Annotated in this window: 16 protein-coding genes; 7 read left to right on the forward strand and 9 right to left on the reverse strand. The window is 67.5% G+C overall.

What is annotated here, in order from left to right; translation table 11 throughout:
• Positions 1-71: 71 nt before the first annotated feature.
• From cueR to AC3A6X_RS29115, 3 genes are all read right to left on the reverse strand, one after another.
• A complete protein-coding gene (cueR, locus tag AC3A6X_RS29105; RefSeq protein WP_487845414.1) occupies positions 72-491 on the reverse strand; it encodes a Cu(I)-responsive transcriptional regulator in 420 nt (139 codons plus the stop codon).
• Between the two features lie 89 nt (positions 492-580).
• Complete coding sequence (locus AC3A6X_RS29110) at positions 581-1,855, reverse strand: cytochrome c (RefSeq protein ID WP_487845415.1); 1,275 nt, start codon at positions 1,853-1,855, stop codon at positions 581-583.
• A gap of 5 nt (positions 1,856-1,860) precedes the next feature.
• Positions 1,861-2,583, reverse strand: coding sequence for a c-type cytochrome (locus AC3A6X_RS29115; RefSeq protein ID WP_487845416.1), 723 nt, complete (start codon positions 2,581-2,583; stop codon positions 1,861-1,863).
• Between the two features lie 40 nt (positions 2,584-2,623).
• Here AC3A6X_RS29115 and AC3A6X_RS29120 point away from each other — a divergent pair, with 40 nt between their 5' ends.
• On the forward strand, positions 2,624-3,271 hold the full coding sequence (locus tag AC3A6X_RS29120) for a DUF1345 domain-containing protein (protein ID WP_487845417.1): 648 nt from the start codon (positions 2,624-2,626) through the stop codon (positions 3,269-3,271).
• Here AC3A6X_RS29120 and AC3A6X_RS29125 read toward each other — a convergent pair.
• Both AC3A6X_RS29125 and AC3A6X_RS29130 read right to left on the reverse strand, forming a co-directional pair.
• Entirely contained in the window at positions 3,268-3,711 is a 444-nt protein-coding gene (locus AC3A6X_RS29125; RefSeq protein ID WP_487845418.1) for a type II 3-dehydroquinate dehydratase, read from the reverse strand. The two genes, AC3A6X_RS29120 and AC3A6X_RS29125, sit on opposite strands and share 4 nt — an antisense overlap.
• Before the next feature lie 14 nt (positions 3,712-3,725).
• Positions 3,726-4,742 (reverse strand): TRAP transporter substrate-binding protein, encoded by a 1,017-nt coding sequence (locus AC3A6X_RS29130; protein ID WP_487845419.1) that lies wholly within the window; start codon positions 4,740-4,742, stop codon positions 3,726-3,728.
• A 136-nt stretch (positions 4,743-4,878) separates the two neighbouring features.
• Between AC3A6X_RS29130 and AC3A6X_RS29135 the strand changes: the two genes are divergently transcribed.
• Positions 4,879-5,661: an IclR family transcriptional regulator gene (locus AC3A6X_RS29135; RefSeq protein WP_487845420.1), complete on the forward strand. Its 783-nt coding sequence runs from the start codon at positions 4,879-4,881 to the stop codon at positions 5,659-5,661.
• Between the two features lie 3 nt (positions 5,662-5,664).
• Here AC3A6X_RS29135 and AC3A6X_RS29140 read toward each other — a convergent pair whose 3' ends face one another.
• From AC3A6X_RS29140 to AC3A6X_RS29150, 3 genes are read right to left on the reverse strand one after another with little or no spacing between them, the layout of a single operon-like run.
• Positions 5,665-6,654 (reverse strand): DMT family transporter, encoded by a 990-nt coding sequence (locus AC3A6X_RS29140; RefSeq protein ID WP_487845421.1) that lies wholly within the window; start codon positions 6,652-6,654, stop codon positions 5,665-5,667.
• Positions 6,651-7,148, reverse strand: coding sequence for a methylated-DNA--[protein]-cysteine S-methyltransferase (locus AC3A6X_RS29145; RefSeq protein ID WP_487845422.1), 498 nt, complete (start codon positions 7,146-7,148; stop codon positions 6,651-6,653). Before AC3A6X_RS29145 ends, AC3A6X_RS29140 begins: the two co-directional genes overlap by 4 nt.
• 27 nt (positions 7,149-7,175) lie before the next feature.
• Positions 7,176-8,723: a DNA-3-methyladenine glycosylase 2 family protein gene (locus AC3A6X_RS29150; RefSeq protein WP_487845423.1), complete on the reverse strand. Its 1,548-nt coding sequence runs from the start codon at positions 8,721-8,723 to the stop codon at positions 7,176-7,178.
• A 113-nt stretch (positions 8,724-8,836) separates the two neighbouring features.
• Between AC3A6X_RS29150 and AC3A6X_RS29155 the strand changes: the two genes are divergently transcribed.
• Together AC3A6X_RS29155 and AC3A6X_RS29160 are read left to right on the forward strand one after the other, a co-directional pair.
• Positions 8,837-10,219, forward strand: a complete 1,383-nt coding sequence (locus AC3A6X_RS29155) for a phosphomannomutase/phosphoglucomutase (RefSeq protein WP_487845424.1) — start codon at positions 8,837-8,839, stop codon at positions 10,217-10,219.
• A gap of 19 nt (positions 10,220-10,238) precedes the next feature.
• Positions 10,239-11,606, forward strand: coding sequence for a 3-deoxy-D-manno-octulosonic acid transferase (locus tag AC3A6X_RS29160; RefSeq protein ID WP_487845425.1), 1,368 nt, complete (start codon positions 10,239-10,241; stop codon positions 11,604-11,606).
• Between the two features lie 100 nt (positions 11,607-11,706).
• On the opposite strand, the gene AC3A6X_RS29165 is transcribed toward AC3A6X_RS29160, so the two are convergent.
• On the reverse strand, positions 11,707-13,068 hold the full coding sequence (locus AC3A6X_RS29165) for a DUF6538 domain-containing protein (RefSeq protein ID WP_487845426.1): 1,362 nt from the start codon (positions 13,066-13,068) through the stop codon (positions 11,707-11,709).
• A gap of 133 nt (positions 13,069-13,201) precedes the next feature.
• On the opposite strand from AC3A6X_RS29165, the gene AC3A6X_RS29170 reads away from it, so the two are divergent.
• The 3 genes from AC3A6X_RS29170 (at position 13,202) to AC3A6X_RS29180 (ending at position 16,521) form a co-directional block, all read left to right on the forward strand.
• Positions 13,202-14,515 carry a tyrosine-type recombinase/integrase gene (locus tag AC3A6X_RS29170; RefSeq protein WP_487845427.1) on the forward strand — a complete coding sequence of 438 codons (1,314 nt, stop codon included), beginning with the start codon at positions 13,202-13,204 and terminating at the stop codon, positions 14,513-14,515.
• 514 nt (positions 14,516-15,029) lie between these two features.
• Complete coding sequence (locus AC3A6X_RS29175) at positions 15,030-15,836, forward strand: hypothetical protein (protein ID WP_487845428.1); 807 nt, start codon at positions 15,030-15,032, stop codon at positions 15,834-15,836.
• Between the two features lie 19 nt (positions 15,837-15,855).
• Positions 15,856-16,521, forward strand: a complete 666-nt coding sequence (locus tag AC3A6X_RS29180; RefSeq protein ID WP_487845429.1) for a hypothetical protein — start codon at positions 15,856-15,858, stop codon at positions 16,519-16,521.
• The last annotated feature ends 234 nt before the right edge of the window (positions 16,522-16,755 follow it).

Raw genomic sequence — 16,755 nt, forward strand, 5'->3', positions numbered from 1 at the left:
GGGCCACTGTCGACCCTTCCATCATGGGAAGGTCAAGGCTTTTGCGCGGACCCCTGGCCGTCGCGGGGTTGTCAGCGCTCGGCGAGCTCGTCGAGGATCGGGCAGTCGGGCCGATGATCGCCATGGCAGCACTCGGCCAGGCGCTCGAGGGTGCGCTGCATGCTCGCCATCTCGTCGATGCGGCGATGCAGGTCCGCCGCATGGGCCAGGGCGATGCGCTTCACGTCGGCGCTGGCACGGCGCTTGTTCTGCCACAGCTTCAGCAGCTCGGCGATCTCGGCCATGCTGAAGCCGAGGTCGCGGGCACGGCGGATGAAGCGCAGCGTGTGGACGTCCTTGTCGCTGTACTGGCGGTAGCCCGCGTCGGTACGGCTGATGCGGGGCAGCAGCCCGAGCGACTCGTAGTGCCGCACCATCTTGGCCGAGACGCCGGAGCGTGCCGCCGCCTCGCCGATGTTGAAGGGTTCACTGCCGCGGAGGGCCTGGCTCATTGCGCTTCCTTTTTTGCCTTCGCACTGTCGAAGGCCAGGGCGAAGTCTCAACCCTACCATCATGGCAAGGTCAAGCGCCGCGCAGGGTTTCAGGGCCGCATGATCTGGCCGCGCGTGACCGGCGGTGCATCGTTGCCCCACGAGCCGCGGATGTAGCTGAGCACGGCGGCGATGCCGTCGTCGTCGAGCACATGGCCGAAAGGCGGCATGCCGTAGGGGCGCGGATTGCCGGCGGTGGCGGGCAGGAAGCCGCCATGGCGCAGCACCTGCACCAGGTTGACGGCCGAGCCCATGTTGACCGCGCGGCTGCCTGCGAGCGCGGGATAGGCGCCCTCGGCACCCTGGCCGGCGTCGCCATGGCAGTAGGCGCATTGCTGGTCGTAGATCTTCGCGCCGCGCGCCATCACGCCGGCGTCGCGGCGCACGGGCGCTGCGGGGGCGGGGGTGTCCGCCGCCTTGGCTTCGGGCAACTGCTTGAGGAACACCGCCATCGCGTTCAGGTCGGCCTCGCTCAGGTGCTGGGTGCTGCGGAAGACCACGTCGGCCATCGGGCCCATCACCGAGCCGCGCGGCGAGGTGCCGCTTTTGAGCAGCGCGACGACGTGCTGCGTGTCCCAGTCCGCAACGCCGGCCTCGCGCTTCGCGTTCAGCGAAGGCGCATACCAGTTCTCGACCGGGATCAGCCCGCCCGAGAGGCCCAGCTTCTCCTCGGTGGCGCCCAGCACGTTGCGCGTGCCGTGGCAGGCGATGCAATGGCCCAGGCCCTCGACCAGGTAGGCGCCGCGGTTCCACTCGGGCGGCTTTGCAGGGTCGGCGACGAAGCTGCCGGGCGCGAAGAACAGCGCGCGCCACACTGCGAGTGCGGCCTGCGTGTCGTAGGGAAAGCGCAGCTTGTGGGCGGTGTTGGGCGTCGGCGCCGGCGGCACGGTGCGCAGGTAGGCGTAGATCGCATCCGAATCCTCGCGCGTCACGCGCGTGAAGCTCGGATAGGGGAAGGCGGGGTACAGCAGACGGCCGTCCATCGAGCGGCCGTTGTGCAGGGCACGCCAGAAATGCGCGGCGCTCCAGCGGCCGATGCCGGCCTCCTGGTGCGGCGTGAGGTTGCCGGCGAAGACCGTGCCGAAGGGCGTCTCGATGCCGACGCCGCCGGCATAGGGCGCGCCGCCGCGTGTCGTGTGGCAGCCGGCGCAGTTACCGGCCAGCGCGAGATAGCGGCCGCGTTCGACCTGGGCCGGCGTCGCGTTGAAGGCGGCCGGCGTCTCGGGCAGCGGCTCTTCGCCGCGCAGGTTGAGGGCCACGAGCCCGAGCGCGGCCGCGATCAGCAGCACGGCGAGGGCGAGCAGGGCATAGAGGGTGCGTCGCATGGCCGTCACTTCCCCATGGCGCTGCAGGGCATCGGCAGCGGTCCGGGCGGCGTGGCCGCGGGCTTGGGGTTGGCGGGCACCGGCTGCAGTGCGAGCCAGCTCGCGACGGCGTTGATGTCGTCCGTGTTCAGCTTGCGTCCCACCTCCGCCATGCAGTCCGGCGGCAGCGCGTGGCGGCTGTTGTTGAGCCAGTCTCCGAGCTGCGAGGCGAGGTACAGGCGCGGCAGGCCGAGCAGCGAGGGAATGGCCGGCGCGATGCCGGTCAGTGCCTGGCCATGGCATTGCGCGCAGGCCGGAATGCCGCGCGCCGCATCGCCCTCGAACACCAGCGCCTTGCCGCGCGCGAGGCTCTGCGCCGAGGCATCGCTGCGCGTGGAGACGGGCGGGTAGGGCAGGTCGAGCTCGGCGAAGTAGTGCGCGATCTCGCGCAGGTAGGCATCGGAGAGGTGCCGCACCATGTGGGCCATGTCGCTGTTGAAGCGGCGCCCGTCGCGAAAGCTCAGCAGCTGGTTGTAGAGATAGCCTTCGGGCTTGCCGGCCAGCCGCGGGAAGTAGCCCGCGTTGGTGCTGGCGCCCTCGCGCCCATGGCAGGCGATGCAGGCGGCGACGCGCTGCTCGATGGTGTCGGGGACGCGGGCGGGGGCGGGCGAGGCGGCGTGGGCGTGCGCCAGGCCGCAGAGACTGAAGGCGGCGAGCAGCAGCCTGTGCCAGTGGGTTCGTGTCTTCATGGTGGGTGCGCGATTGTCGCCGCACGCTACAGTGCCCCGCATGCGCATCCATTTCATGCAGATGACGGGCTGGCAGCGGCTCTTGTTGGGCGTAGCGCTCGGCATCGCGCTGGGCCTGCTGCCCTGGCCGCTCGAGGGCGCGACGCGCTTCCTGCTCGGCTGGTGCTTCGGCGCGGCCGTCTACCTGCTGCCGGCCTGGTGGCTGGCCGAGACCTCCGACGCCCGGAGCACGCAGGCGCGCGCCCAGTCGCTGGACCAGCCCAGCGCGCTGATACTGGCCACCATGGTGAGCGTGATCGCCGCCAGCGTGGTGGCGATCACGCTGCTGCTCAAGCAGGTCGGGCAGTTGGGCGGGGCCGAGCGCATCGGCCACGTCGTGCTGGGGCTGCTGGCGCTCGCGGGCTCATGGTTCATGATCCACACGATCTACGGCTTTCACTACGCGCACCGCTACTACCAGGCGCAGCCGGGCCGCGATCCGGGCCTGGATTTTCCGGGCAAGCTCGACCCGGACTACTTCGACTTCCTCTATTACGCCTTCGTGATCGGCATGTGCTCGCAGGTGTCGGACGTGCAGGTGCGCTCGCGCGAGATGCGCCGCATCACGCTCGTGCACAGCGTGCTGTCGTTTGCGTTCAACATGCTGGTGCTGGCCTTGTCGATCAACGTGGTGGCCGGCGCGATCTAGGCTTTTGCTTCGCGCTGCATCTCGACCAGCGCGCGCAGGCCCGCCAGATAGGAATGCGGGCCGAGTCCCTGGATCGTGCCCTTGACCGCCGGCGAGATGATCGAATGCGCGCGCCAGCTTTCCCGCGCGGCGATGTTCGACATGTGGACCTCCAGGACCGGAAAGGGCATGGCCTTGATGGCGTCGTGCAGCGGCACGCCGTGCTGCGTGAGGCCGGCGGGATTGACGAGCGCACCGGCCGCATCGTCGATGTTCCTGTGCAGGAAGTCGATCAGCTCGCCTTCGTGGTTCGACTGGATCGTCTCCAGCGCGACGCCGAGCTCGGCGGCGAGCGCCGCCAGCCGGGCATCGATCTCGGCCAGTGTCGTGGTGCCGTAGATGTGGGGTTCGCGGCGACCGAACAGGTTGAGGTTGGGGCCGTGCAGGACGAGGATCTTCATGGTGCCGGACTCGCTCATGGGGCCGACTTGCGGATGCGCGCGAGCTCGTCGTTGTAGAGCTTGACGATGCCGGCGTCGTAGCTGGCCGCAAAGCGTTCGACCACCGGCTTGGCGATCTGGCGCATGCGGGCCTGCTCGGAGGCGCCGAGCTCGTTGAACTGGATGCCCTTGGCCTGCAGCTCGCCCACGGATTTCTGCGCGGCGGCGCGGCTGACCTGGCGCTGGTAGGTGCGCGCCTCGTCGGCGGCCTCGCGCATCATCTTCTGCTCGGCGGGGCTCAGTGTGTCCCAGAACTTCTTGCTGACGAGCACGATGTTCGCGGCATACACGTGGTTCGTGGCGCTCAGGAACTTCTGCACCTCGAAGAACTTGTTCGAGAGGATCACCGAGTACGGGTTCTCCTGGCCGTCCACGGCCTTCGCCTCCAGCGCGCCGTACAGCTCGGCGAAGGGCATCGGCACCGGGTTGGCCTTGAAGGCCTTGAAGGTGTCGAGGAACACCGGGTTGGGGATGACGCGGATCTTCAGGCCCTCCAGGTCCTCGGGCTTCGTGATGGCGCGCTTGCTGTTGGTGACGTTGCGAAAGCCCAGGTCCCAGTAGCCCAGCGCGACCAGGCCCTTCTCGGGCAGCCGGGCGATCAGTGCCTGGCCGAGCGGGCCGTCGAGCAGCGCATCGGCCTGTGCGAAGGAGCTCACCGCGAACGGGAAGTCGACCACACCGAATTCCTTGACGATGCCGGCCAGCGAGGTGGTCGCGGGCGCCGACATCTGCTGCACGCCGCCTTGCAGGGCCGACTGCTGCTGCATCTCGTTGCCCAGCTGCGAGGCCGGGAACTCCAGCACCTTCATCTTGCCGCCGCTCTTGGCCGCGAGCAGCTCGCCGAAGCGCTTGACGCCGAAGCTGACCGGATGGTCGGGGTTGTTGAGATGGCCGAAGCGGATGACGCGTTCCTGCGCGTCCTGGGCCAGGGCGGCGTGGACCAGTGCGAGGGTGGCGCCGGCCACGGCGAGCGTGCGGAGGAGGAACTTCAAGATGAACTCCAGGAAATTGGAAAGTGGACGCGCCGCCAGCGAGGGCCGAAGCGCAGGCGCCGATCATAGGGACGAAGTGGAAAACATTTCCACTAGTGAAAACACTTGGCAGCGTTGGAGTTAAAGTTGCGCCGTCATGACCGCCATCGTCGAACGCAGCTTCAAAGTTCTCGAGCACCTGGTCGCCCATCCCGAAGGGCGCCCCCTGTCCGCGCTCGCGGCCGATCTCGACATGCCCCTGAGCGCGACGCACCGCCTGCTGTCGGAGCTGGTGCGCTGCGGCTATGTGCGGCAAGACCAGAGCCACGGACGCTACATGCTGACGATCAAGCTGGTGTCGCTGGGCCTGAGCTTCCTCAGCAACAGCGGGGTGGTGGACGTGGCGCAGCCGCTGCTCGATCGCCTCGCGGCCGAGTCGGGGGAACTGGTGCGCCTGGCGGTGGTCGACGGGGACGCGCTCATCTTCGTGGCCAAGGCGCAGGGCGCCACGCGGGGGTTGCGCTACGACCCGGACATGGGCTTGTCGGTCAACCTGTCCTGCAGTTCCGCCGGCCACGCCTGGCTGTCCACCCTGCCCGAGGAGGAGGCGCTGCAGATCGTCGCCAGGCAAGGCTTCGGAACCCCCAAGGCCTTCGGGCCGAAGGCGGTGACCTCGGTCAAGGCCCTGCTCGGCTACTTGCGGAATGCGCGTAAGCTCGGCTTCGCGATGATCACCGAGGTCTTTGCGCCCGGTATGGCCGCGATGGCGGCGCCGGTTCGCCTGGGCGACGGCACGGTGATCGGCGTCGTGACGATCGCCGGGCCGCTGGTCCGCCTGACGCAGGCGCGCATGCTGGGCCTGGGCCCCGCACTGCTCGCCACCGCGGCGGACGTGGCCAATGCCAGCGGCGCGTCCGCGCTGCTGAAAAAGCGCGCCTAGCCGCTACGGCTTTCCCGCGGCGGCTGTCGTCGCCGCAGGCCGCCGCCCGAGCTTCACGAGCCCGGTCGACAAAGCCACCCCGCACACGATCACCACCGCGCACACCAGCATCCACTGCGTGATGTCCTCGCCGAGAAAGACAGCGCCGTAGAACAGCGCGAACACCGGCACCAGGAAGGTCACGGTCAGCGCACGCGCCGGCCCGGCGCTCTCGATCAGGCGGAAGAACAGGATGTAGGCCAGCCCGGTGCAGGCCGTGCCCAGCGCCAGCAGCGCGAGCCAGGCTTTCAGGCTCGGCATCTGCGCCGGCCATAGCCAGATGGCCGGCAGTGCCAGGGCCAGCGTGGCGCCGATCTGGCTGCCGGTGGCGGTGGCGAGCGGCGGCACGCCCGAGAGGTGCTTGCGCGTCAGGCTGGCCGCGAAGGCATAGCAGATGCAGGCCGCGAGGCAGGCGCCGATGGCCCAGCGCGCCGCGGTTTCGTCCGCGCCCGATTGCAGGCCCGCGCTGCGCCCGGCCAGCATCGCGACGCCGGCGAAGCCGATCACCAGGCCGAGGGTGCGCGAGCGGTCCGGCCGCTCACCGAAAAAGCCCCAGGCCACCAGCGCGCCGAACATCGGCACCGTGGCGTTGAGGACGGCGGCCAGGCCGCTGTTGATGGTGAGCAGCGCGAAGGAGAAGAAGGCGAAGGGCAGCCCCGAATTGAGCACGCCGATGCTCAGCGCCGGTTTCCAGTACTGCCTGAAGCTGGACCACTGGCCGCGCACGAACAGCAGCGGCAGCAGGAAGAGCATGGCGATCGCGACCCGCACCGAGGCCGTCGGCAGGGCGCCGAACTCGGCCGCGCCGATGCGCATGAAGAGGAAGGAGGCGCCCCACAGCATGCCCAGCAACACCAGGTCGACCAGCCAGCGCTTGCTGGCCGGACGCGCAGGCGCCGCGGGCGCGACCGGTTGGGGCGCCGTGTTCGCGGCCGCGCACTCGCCTTCGCTCACAAGGCACCTTCCAGTTCGAGCAGCGCGCTCTTGCGTTCGAGGCCGCCGGCGTAGCCGGTCAGTGAACCGTCGGTGCCCAGCACGCGATGGCAGGGCACGATCACGCTGATCGGGTTGCGGCCCACGGCCGCGCCCACCGCGCGCACCGCGGCGGGATTGCCGATGCCCGCGCTGATGGCGCCGTAGCTGGTGGTGCGGCCCGCGGGAATGGCCAGCAGCGCCTGCCACACCGACTGCTGGAAGGCCGTGCCGTGCGAAAGATCCAGCGGCAGGTCGAAGTGCTGGCGGCGCCCCCCGAAGTAGTCGGCCAGTTGGGCCGCGGCCTCGCGCAGCACGGGATGCCCGGGATCGTCCTGCCAGCCGCTGGTGTCGGGCCAGTGGCGCTGCCGTTCGAACCAGGCGCCGGCCAGGCCGGCATCGGTGGCCGCGAGCGTGACGGCGCCGAGCGGGCTCGCGATCGTGCAGCTGTAGAGGGTGGCATTCTTGAATTTCATGATGTTGTCTTTCTCATTCACGCTCATTCACGCGCACACGCTTTCGAGGGCGGGCGGCACCGCCGTGGCGGACCCGCTGGCAGGCAGGGGACTGTGCCATGCCCGCAGGACCGCGTAGCTGCGCCACGGCCGCCAGGGCTGCGAGGCCTCCGCCGCGGCGCGCGCGGAGCTCACGCCCAGCGCCTTCTGCAGCGCGATGTCCCCGGCGGGGAAGGCATCGGGCCAGCGCAGCGCCCGCATGGCAATGTACTGCGCAGTCCAGTCGCCGATGCCGGGCAGCTGTTGCAGGGCGGCGAGCGTGGCCGGCACGTCGGCGCCGGCATGCAGGGCCAGCCGTCCCTCCAGCACTTCCTTCGCGAGCGCGATCAGCGCGGCCTGCCGCTGCCGGACGATGCCCAGCTGGCCCAGCGTGTCGCCGCTCGCGGCAGCGAGGGCTGCAGGCGTCGGGAACAGCCGGTCCAGCCCCGCGACCGGTGTGGCGATGGGCTCGCCCAGCGCCTGCACCAGCCGCGTGCCCAGCGTGCGCGCGGCGGCCACGGTGATCTGCTGGCCCAGCACGGCGCGCACCGCGAGCTCGAAGCCGTCGACCGTGCCCGGCACGCGCAGCCCGTCGCCCTGCGGGAAGGTGGCATGCAGCGCGGCGTTGATGGCCATCGGGTCGGCATCCAGGTCGAGCATGGCGCGCACCCGGCTGATCACCGTCGGCAGCACCGCGGCCAGCGAATCGCCGACCTGCAGCAGCACGTGCTCGCGCTCGCCGTCGAAGCGCAGCTGCAGCCAGCCGGCATGCACGCGCTCGCCCTGCGCGACGCGCAGCGTGCGGGCCAGCTGGGGCGTGCCGCCGGCTTCGCCGACGGCCTCCACGCCGCTCAGCGCGCGGCGCTCGAAGAAGCCCAGCATGGATGCGGCATCGTAGGGCGGCCGGTATCCCAGGCGCACGCCGACCGAGCCGCCGCCGTGCTCCCTGGCCGCGGTGCCGGCCCGCCGCAGCGCACTCGGGTTGAGGCCGTAGTGCGAGACGAAGGCCGCGTTGAAGCGGCGCACGCTGGCGAAGCCGCTGGCCAGCGCCACCTGCGTCATCGGCAGGCGGGTGTCGGCGATCAGCTGCTTGGCGGCCAGCAGCCGGCGCGTCTGCAGGTACTGCAGCGGCGAGACGCCGAACTGGGCCTCGAAGATGCGGCGCAGGTGCCGGTCGCTCACGCCCAGGCGTGCGGCGATGCGGGCGGCGCCGGGACCGTCGTCGTCCCACGCATCGGGCTCGTCGATCAGCCGGGCCGCCTGCAGCGCGAGGATGCGCGAGGCGTCTTCGGTGGACCAGCTCGCCGCCCGCGGCGCCAGCTCGGGCCGGCAGCGCAGGCAAGGGCGAAAGCCCGCGGCCTCGGCCTGGGCCGCATGCTGGAAGAAGCGGCAGTTCTCGCGCCGCGGCAGCTTGACGCGGCAGACCGGCCGGCAATAGACGCCGGTGGAGGTCACGCCGGTGAAGAAGGAGCCGTCGAAGCGCGCGTCGTGGGCCTTCATGGCCAGGTAGCAGGCGTCGCTCTCGAGTCCGGCGGGGGAGGCGGATGGCAGGGACATGTCTCGAATGATACGGAGCGCAGCATGCAGGAGTAGCCATTTCCGGACATCTGCCGGCAAGTGCGCATGCCTACAATGGTCTTCAATTTTCGAACTCACCCCAAAGGAAGCCCATGCAGCTCAGTGCATCGATCTTCAAGGCCTATGACATTCGCGGTGTGGTGCCCACCACGCTCGACGCCGAGGTCGCCGAGGCGCTCGGCAAGGCCTTCGGCAGCGCGGCGCGCGCGGCCGGCGAGAAGGCGGTGGCGGTCGGGCGCGACGGGCGCCTCTCGGGCCCGGCGCTGGCCGATGCCCTGATCCGCGGCCTGGTGGCCACCGGCATCGAGGTGATCGACGTCGGCGCGGTCACCACCCCCATGCTCTACTTCGCCGCCCACACGCTGGCCAGCAGCGGCATCCAGGTCACCGGCAGTCACAACCCCAAGGACTACAACGGCTTCAAGATGGTGCTGGCCGGCCGCGCGATCTACGGCGACGAGATCCAGGGCCTGCGCCGCGTGATGGAAGCCGACAGCGCCAAGCTGGCCCCCGGCGGCAGCGTGCGCAAGGTCGACGTCATGGAGGCCTACACAAAGCGCATCGTCAGCGACATCAAGCTCGCCCGGCCCATCAAGATCGTGGTCGACTCGGGCAACGGCATCGCCGGCGCCTCGGCGCCCGCCATCCTGCGCGCCATCGGCTGCGAGGTGACCGAGCTCTACAGCGAGGTCGACGGCAACTTCCCCAACCACCACCCCGACCCCAGCAAGCCCGAGAACCTCAAGGACCTGATCGCGGCACTGGCCTCCGGCGACGCCGAGCTGGGCCTGGCCTTCGACGGCGACGGCGACCGCCTGGGCATCGTCACCAAGGACGGGCAGAACATCTTCCCCGACCGCCAGATGACGCTGTTCGCGCAGGACGTGCTCTCGCGCGTGCCGGGCGGCACCATCGTCTACGACGTGAAATGCTCGCAGCGCCTGGCGCCCGCGATCGAGGCCGCCGGCGGCAAGCCGATGATCTTCAAGACCGGCCACTCGCTGATCAAGGCCAAGATGAAGGAGATCGATTCGCCGCTGGGCGGCGAGATGAGCGGCCACATCTTCTTCAAGGAGCGCTGGTTCGGCTTCGACGACGGCACCTATGCGGGCTGCCGGCTGCTCGAGATCCTGAGCAAGACGCCCAACGCGAGCGACACGCTCAACGCCCTGCCCACCAGCTTCTCGACGCCCGAGCTCAACGTCAAATGCGCCGAGGGCGAACCGCATGCGCTGGTCGAGCAGTTGGTGAAGGCGGCGAAGTTCGACGCACCGGCGCAAGTCTTGACCATCGACGGCCTGCGCGTGGACTGGCCCGACGGCTTCGGCCTGATCCGCGCCTCCAACACCACGCCGGTGCTGGTGCTGCGCTTCGAGGGCCAGACCCAGGCGGCGCTGGATCGCATCCAGCACGACTTCCTCGCGCTGCTGAAGGGCGTGAAGCCCGATGCGACCCTCGCCGAAGCCGCGCACTGATTCTGATTCCTGGTCGAGCGTGCGTTCGTTGCTGCTGCGCCTTTACGGCGCTTTCACCACCCTTGCGCAGCCGTTGGTGCGGCGCAAGCTGCGCCGGCGCGCCGTGGCCGAGCCCGGCTACGCCCATGCGGTCGAAGAACGCTTCGGCCAGTATGACGAGGCCGCGGCCGGCACCGGCTGGTGCTGGGTCCATGCCGTCTCGCTGGGCGAGGCGCGTGCCGCCGGCATCCTGATCGCCGAGCTGCGGCGCCAGTACGCGGGCATCCCCATCCTGCTCACCCACGGCACGGCCACCGGCCGCGAGGAGGGCGCCAAGTTGCTGGAAGCCGGCGACCTGCAGGTCTGGCAGCCCTGGGATGCACCGGCTGCGGTGGCGAGCTTCCTGGACCGCTTCCAGCCGCGCATCGGCGTGCTGATGGAAACCGAGGTCTGGCCCGAGCTCACGGCCGCCTGCGCCGAGCGCGGCATCCCGCTGGTGCTGGCCAATGCGCGCCTGAACGAGAACTCGCTGGCCTCGGCCGAGCGCCTGGGCTGGCTGGCGCGGCCCGCCTACTCTTCGCTGGCGGCGGTCTGGGCGCAGACCGAGGCCGATTCGCACCGGCTGGTCTCGCTCGGCGCCAAGGTCGAGGGCGTGTACGGCAACCTCAAGTTCGACGCCACGCCCGATGCACGCCAGCTCGCGACCGCGGCCCGGCTGCGCGGCCAACTGCCGCGCCCGGTGGTCATGCTCGCGAGCTCGCGCGACGGCGAAGAGGCCCAGTTGCTGGAAGTGCTCAAGCGCTTCGGCGCGCTCGCGCCGGTGCCGCCCGCGCAAGATGCGGTGCAGTCCATCGCTCGCCGCGTGCACGACGTGCAATGGATGATCGTGCCGCGCCATCCGCAGCGCTTCGACGAGGTCGCGGCGCTGATCGAATCGCACGGCTTCGCGGTGGCGCGGCGCAGTACTGCCGGCGCGCCGGCCGAGTCCGAGATCTGGCTGGGCGATTCGCTCGGCGAGATGGCGCTGTATTACGGCCTGGCCGACGTGGCGCTGCTGGGTGGCAGCTTCGAGGCGCTGGGCGGCCAGAACCTGATCGAGGCGGCCGCCTGCGGCTGCCCGGTGATCATGGGCCCCTCCACCTACAACTTCGCCGAGGCCGCCGAGCTCTCGCTCGCGGCCGGTGCCTCGCAGCGCGTGAGCGACATGGAGCACGCGGTGACCGCCGCCCTCAAGCTGGTCGAGCACCAGGACCGGCGCGAGGCGATGGCAGAGGCGGCGCAGGCGTTTGCCAGCGCCAACCGCGGCGCGGCGCAGCGCACGGCGGCCGCGGTGCTGTCGATCGCGGAGGCGGCGCCGGCGCCGGTGCCGGTCGCTGCCGAAGAGCGGACCGAGCCGAACTTCGATTGAGCGCATAGCGTCGGGCAGCAGCGGCCGCGTCGCCTGGCGCATGGCCTCCTTCGAGTTGGAACTAGCAGGTCGCGCCTGTTACTTACCGATGTCATCAACTTCAGATGATTTCGCAACACCGAAGGAACGCTACATGCAAACGACATCGGACAGGGAGAACCCTGTCGCCCCACTCCCACTCTATGTGCAGACCCTGCACGAGCTCGCGGAGTTGATCGGCCTCGAGCCCCCCGAGATTCTCAAGACCGCCAGCGTCGAAGCCGACGGGGTGCGGTTCTACTCCCAGGGGCACCGTGCGCTCGCTGGCCTTGTTCTTGAGGCGGCGCCACGGGTGCGGCTTGATGACCACATGGGGAACCTCGGCATCGAGCTTGATGTCTTCCAAAGCGAGGGCCGCCACCTCCGACAACCGGCATCCCGTGTCGATCAACATGGCAATGATCCAACGAAGGTCGTCATCTTTGGCCCTGCACCGGGCGTAGAGCGTGCGCAGTTGCTCGGGTGTGTATGGCACGCGGGGCGTCGCGTCCTTACCGTCCCCGGCGATGCTCAACCTCTCAAACGGGTTGACGCACTTCGGGTCACGCTCACGCCGATACGCCCCCCACACGGCGGTGAAGACACCGAAGCGCCGCTTGATGGTGCCGGTCTTCACCTTCGCCAACTCGACTGCGACATAGCGGCGGGCATCTTCACGGGTGAAGGCGGCGATGTCCTTGTCGCCCGTCACGGCGATCAGGGACGCGAAAGCAAGGCGGGTGTAGGAAGCGAACTTCTCATCATCGCGCTTCGTATGAGTCTCAAGGTACACCCTCAGAGCATCCTCGATGGTGTCCCGAGGCTTGCCGTGCAGGCGCTTACCGGCTTCCTGCTCAACCACCGTGAGGTACTCGGCAGGGTCAGCGTTCCGGTACAACCGCTCATCGCCGCCCGCATAACGCATGAGCTTGTTGTCGATGTGATCGTGCAGCAGTTCGATGGCACGGGGGTCGTTGTCTGGCGTGTGCGGGGCAAGGCCATACGACCGGAGGAGCGCATCAGCGTGGACCTTGAGCGCCTTGGGGGAAGATTCCGGTGACGCCAAAAGGCCGGCCCACTCGGCTTCCACTTGGCGGTTCAGGTCAGCCACCATATGGGCCACCTTTACGGGGTCCGTGGTTTGGAGAACCTTCTTGATTGTCTTGCTGGGGTAGCGATCGTGGAGTGCCTTGGGCACAGACCGCTGATAGATCGTCGTCCCGCCTCGCGGGTACGTGTACTTGATGGTCACTTGAAGAGGGCCGAAGGCGAGTCTCACGGGGGCAGCTTCCACAGAAACTACCACACTGGAAACCTTCGGATCACCTGAAGCCCGCATGAATAGGGCGTTTCGGGACTTTTTTTTGGTGCCGGAGAGATGATTCGAACACCCGACCTTCTCATTACGAATGATGGGATAGATATATTCCCATGTGTTGAGCACTGTAGATACAATCGATAGAAATCAACAACTTACGACGGTTCTGCTGGATGGGCAAACAGTTAAAGCGTTGATTGAAGCATGGCGATATTCGCCTGATTTGCCTACAGATTGCCTACAGATTCGGGGTCGCGCCATGAATGCACAGAAAAGCAGGGTTCGCCTGACCGCTGGCCGGGTTGAGTCGTTCGCCTGCGCGCCGGGCAAGTCTCAAGCCTTCCTCTGGGATACCGAAGCACCCGCACTGGCGTTGCGCGCGACGCCGACAGGTCGCAAGACCTACGTTTTCGAGTCGCGCCTGAATGGCGCAACGCTGCGCATCAACATCGGGACCGCCTCAGACTGGCCGATAGAAATTGCCCGAGGCGAAGCGCAACGTTTGAAGATGATGGTTGACGGTGGGACCGACCCGCGAGAAGTGGAGCGCCAGCAAGCCGCCGACAAGGCCGCACAAGCCGCAGGCAATGCCGCGCGGGCCCTGACGGTGGGCGAAGTCTGGCCGCTGTATCTGGAGAGTGGAAGACCAAAGCGCCGCGACGCTTGGAAGCCGCGCTATTTGGCAGACCTGAAAGCGATGGCCGCAGCCGGTGGCGTGAAGAAAAAGCGAGGGGAGGGGCTGACTCGACCGGGGCCGCTCTTTCCGTTGCTGGCATTGCCGCTGACCGCCATCAATGAGGACAGCCTAAAGGTCTGGTACGACCGCGAAGCTGTCGCAGGCAAGCATCAAGCCGCCCGCGCTCTGATGATGTTCCGGGGCTTTCTTCGCTGGTGCGCTGCCCGCCCTGAGTACCGGGGGCAGACCGACCGCGAGGCAGGCAGGGCCGCCGCCATCGTGGAGAGCCTGCCGAGCACAACCCGCCGCACCGATGCCCTGGAGGCCGCACAAGTGCCGGGCTGGTGGGCCGGGGTGGAGCAACTGAGCAACCGTACCGCATCCGCCTACTTGCGCGCCCTGCTGCTGACTGGTGCCCGCCGCGAGGAACTGGCTGCACTGACATGGGCGAACGTCGATTTTCAATGGGGCAAGCTGACCATTGCCGACAAGGTGGACGCGACCCGCACCATTCCGCTGACGCCCTATCTGGCGCAACTGCTGGCGTCGTTGCCGCGCACCAATGCCTTTGTGTTCGCCAGTACGGGCAAGGCCAAACGCATTACCGACACACGCGCCAGCCATGCCAACGCCCTGCGGAGCGCCGCAATCGAGGGGCTGACCATTCATGGCCTGCGCCGTTCGTTTTCGCTGCTTGGCGAAGCTGCCGGCGCGCCTGCTGGAGCCATTGCGCAAGTCATGGGACACAAGCCAAGCGCAACCGCCGAGGGCTATCGCCCGCGAAGCATTGACGCACTGCGCCCGTACCTTGAGCAAATCGAGGCGCACATCCTGAACTTGGCTGGTGTCGTGTTCGTTCCTGATGCAGTGCCCGGTAAGCTGCGCGCCGTGAAGTGACGTTCTGCGGGGGGTTTCCTGAGGGGTCGTCAAGACGCACGCGTTTATGAATCAATCATTCCTCATGATTGGTGCGGAGGGTGGTATCTGTTGGAGGGAATCAATCGACGCTTATAGAATACGACCAACAGCCCAACGCAGTGAATGCGCTGGCTGTGTCAGTTGGTCAGTCGGACCGATTGAAACCCTTAACGCCGAGATGGCGCAGGAGATGCAGAGATGCAATCTAAGACCGCGATGCAGCACGCGCTGCAAACCGCAACGCTTCACAGTGTGGAGACGAAACAGGCCGCAAGCGCGCCGACTTTCCCGCCACTCGAATCTGTGACCCGCCCCACAGTGGGCACCGCCGCCGCTGCCTACTATTTGTGCCGCCGTCCTCAGACTTTGAGAGGTTGGGCATCAGCGGAGACTTTTCCAGATGGCTTGCGCCCCGTCAGGGTGCTGGGACGCCTCGGCTGGCCTATTGAGGGCATTCGCCGTGCCCTGGGAGTTGCAGCATGAGGGGCGCCGCATGAGCAAGCTAAAGGCTCACCGCGACCCCAGAGGCCATAGCCTGCGCGTGTACGACGACGTTTACGACAGCCCCGCGTTTAAGAGCCTATCGCCGCATGACGTGCTGGCCTATCTCGCGCTGCTTCGCGAGCTGAAGGGATACAACAACGGCGACTTGTCATTGCCGCTGAGCCGCGCCAAGCAATGCGGAATCGCTCATCACATGACGTTAGCCCGGAGTCTGCGCGCCTTGTGCGCCGTGGGGCTTGTGGCAGTGACGCGGCGGGGTGGGTGTACCAAAGGTGGGCAGCGTCTGCCTACGCTCTACCGGATGACAGAACGCGAGTGCTTCGCCATTCCAGCCAAGCATCTGGAGGCGATGCCGGAAACGAACGAATGGAAGCGCGTGACCAGTGCTCGGCATGGGCTCGAACTGATTGCCGCTGCCGAAGCCGCTGCCAAAGCTGCACCCCTGGAAAAAAAAGCCCTAGGACACCGCGTGAGTGATACCACGTCACGTCGTGTCCTAGTCGGGGCCAAAACTAGGACACCGCGTGACACATGGAGCAGAGGACTAGGACACGGCGTGACTATGGCCGAAAAGGTCGCAAACCCAGTATCCATGCGGGTTCCGGCTGAGTTTGCACCTGATGCCGAAAACGCAGGCCATAGGACACCGCGTGTACCACCTCTATATGTTGCCATCCCTACAGTGCAAAGAGGCTGCATTCATGGGCATGGCAGCTATCAACAACTGAGTGCAAAGCCCGCGCGTCTTTTCACCGGACTGGTGAACAGCGAGCCAACCGCAACCCATCGACTGTGATTGCAAAGGACATCGACACATGACAAGCAAGACAGTCCCGAAGACCGCGACGCCTCCGAAGTCGCGCGTTCTGCAAGTCGAGGCGACGGCGGGCAAGACGAATGACAGACTCCTTGCGGAGCTTGCCGGGCGTGGCTTGGTCGGTAACGCTGCAACGCTGGTGTCCTTCAATCGTGCTGAGCTTGGCGAGCTATCGCTTTCCGACTGCGTGGCCGTGCTGAAAGAAAAAGGCGATGCCGTGAACTGTGGCGACATGCGCGAGGCTGAGGCGATGCTGACCGCGCAGGCCGCATCATTGAATGCCGTTTACACCGAGCTGGCCCGCCGTGCTGCGCTGAATATGGGTGAGTACCTTGGCGCGACGGAAACCTACCTTCGCCTCGCGTTGAAGGCGCAGAGCCAATGCCGCTCGACCATCGAGACGCTGGCAGAGATGAAGAATCCGCCCGTGGTGTTCGCTCGACAGGCCAATATCGCTAACGGGCCGCAGCAAGTGAACAACGGGGGTTTCGCAACCAATACGCACGCAAGCGCGCACGCGGGAGAAAAGCAAATCGCTCCGACCGAACTTTTAGAGGATGGAAGCCATGGCCGCACGCAAGTGGACACCCGAGCAACGCCAACGACAGGCCGAAGCGATAAGGCGCTGGAGCCCGTGGGAGCAATCCACCGGGCCGCGAACTGAGCGGGGCAAGGCTGCTGCGTCTCGCAATGGTTGGAAGGGTGGGCATCGCGAGATGCTGCGCGAAATCGCGCGAGCATTGAGCGACTACGGTCGGGCATTTAAGCGTTAGCAGCTGATAAGCCGAGGTCGGCTTTGGGGGAAAGCCTACTGCTGCTTCGGGCCCGGAGCGGGCATCCGCTGCGCTCTGAAGCGGCCATTCGAGATGTCAGAGCAATTGCCCAAACGCGACTCTCC

Source organism: Variovorax sp. Soil_C_12, assembly GCF_057657375.1.

Excerpts from the sequence above, each read along its gene's own strand:
- AC3A6X_RS29135 (WP_487845420.1), top strand. The coding sequence starts at position 4,879 with ATGACCGCCATCGTCGAACGCAGCTTCAAAGTTCTCGAGCACCTGGTC.
- AC3A6X_RS29115 (WP_487845416.1), bottom strand. The coding sequence starts at position 2,583 with ATGAAGACACGAACCCACTGGCACAGGCTGCTGCTCGCCGCCTTCAGT.
- AC3A6X_RS29150 (WP_487845423.1), bottom strand. The coding sequence starts at position 8,723 with ATGTCCCTGCCATCCGCCTCCCCCGCCGGACTCGAGAGCGACGCCTGC.
- AC3A6X_RS29175 (WP_487845428.1), top strand. The coding sequence starts at position 15,030 with ATGAGCAAGCTAAAGGCTCACCGCGACCCCAGAGGCCATAGCCTGCGC.
- AC3A6X_RS29125 (WP_487845418.1), bottom strand. The coding sequence starts at position 3,711 with ATGAAGATCCTCGTCCTGCACGGCCCCAACCTCAACCTGTTCGGTCGC.
- cueR (WP_487845414.1), bottom strand. The coding sequence starts at position 491 with ATGAGCCAGGCCCTCCGCGGCAGTGAACCCTTCAACATCGGCGAGGCG.
- AC3A6X_RS29110 (WP_487845415.1), bottom strand. The coding sequence starts at position 1,855 with ATGCGACGCACCCTCTATGCCCTGCTCGCCCTCGCCGTGCTGCTGATC.
- AC3A6X_RS29145 (WP_487845422.1), bottom strand. The coding sequence starts at position 7,148 with ATGAAATTCAAGAATGCCACCCTCTACAGCTGCACGATCGCGAGCCCG.
- AC3A6X_RS29170 (WP_487845427.1), top strand. The coding sequence starts at position 13,202 with ATGAATGCACAGAAAAGCAGGGTTCGCCTGACCGCTGGCCGGGTTGAG.
- AC3A6X_RS29120 (WP_487845417.1), top strand. The coding sequence starts at position 2,624 with ATGCGCATCCATTTCATGCAGATGACGGGCTGGCAGCGGCTCTTGTTG.
- AC3A6X_RS29155 (WP_487845424.1), top strand. The coding sequence starts at position 8,837 with ATGCAGCTCAGTGCATCGATCTTCAAGGCCTATGACATTCGCGGTGTG.
- AC3A6X_RS29180 (WP_487845429.1), top strand. The coding sequence starts at position 15,856 with ATGACAAGCAAGACAGTCCCGAAGACCGCGACGCCTCCGAAGTCGCGC.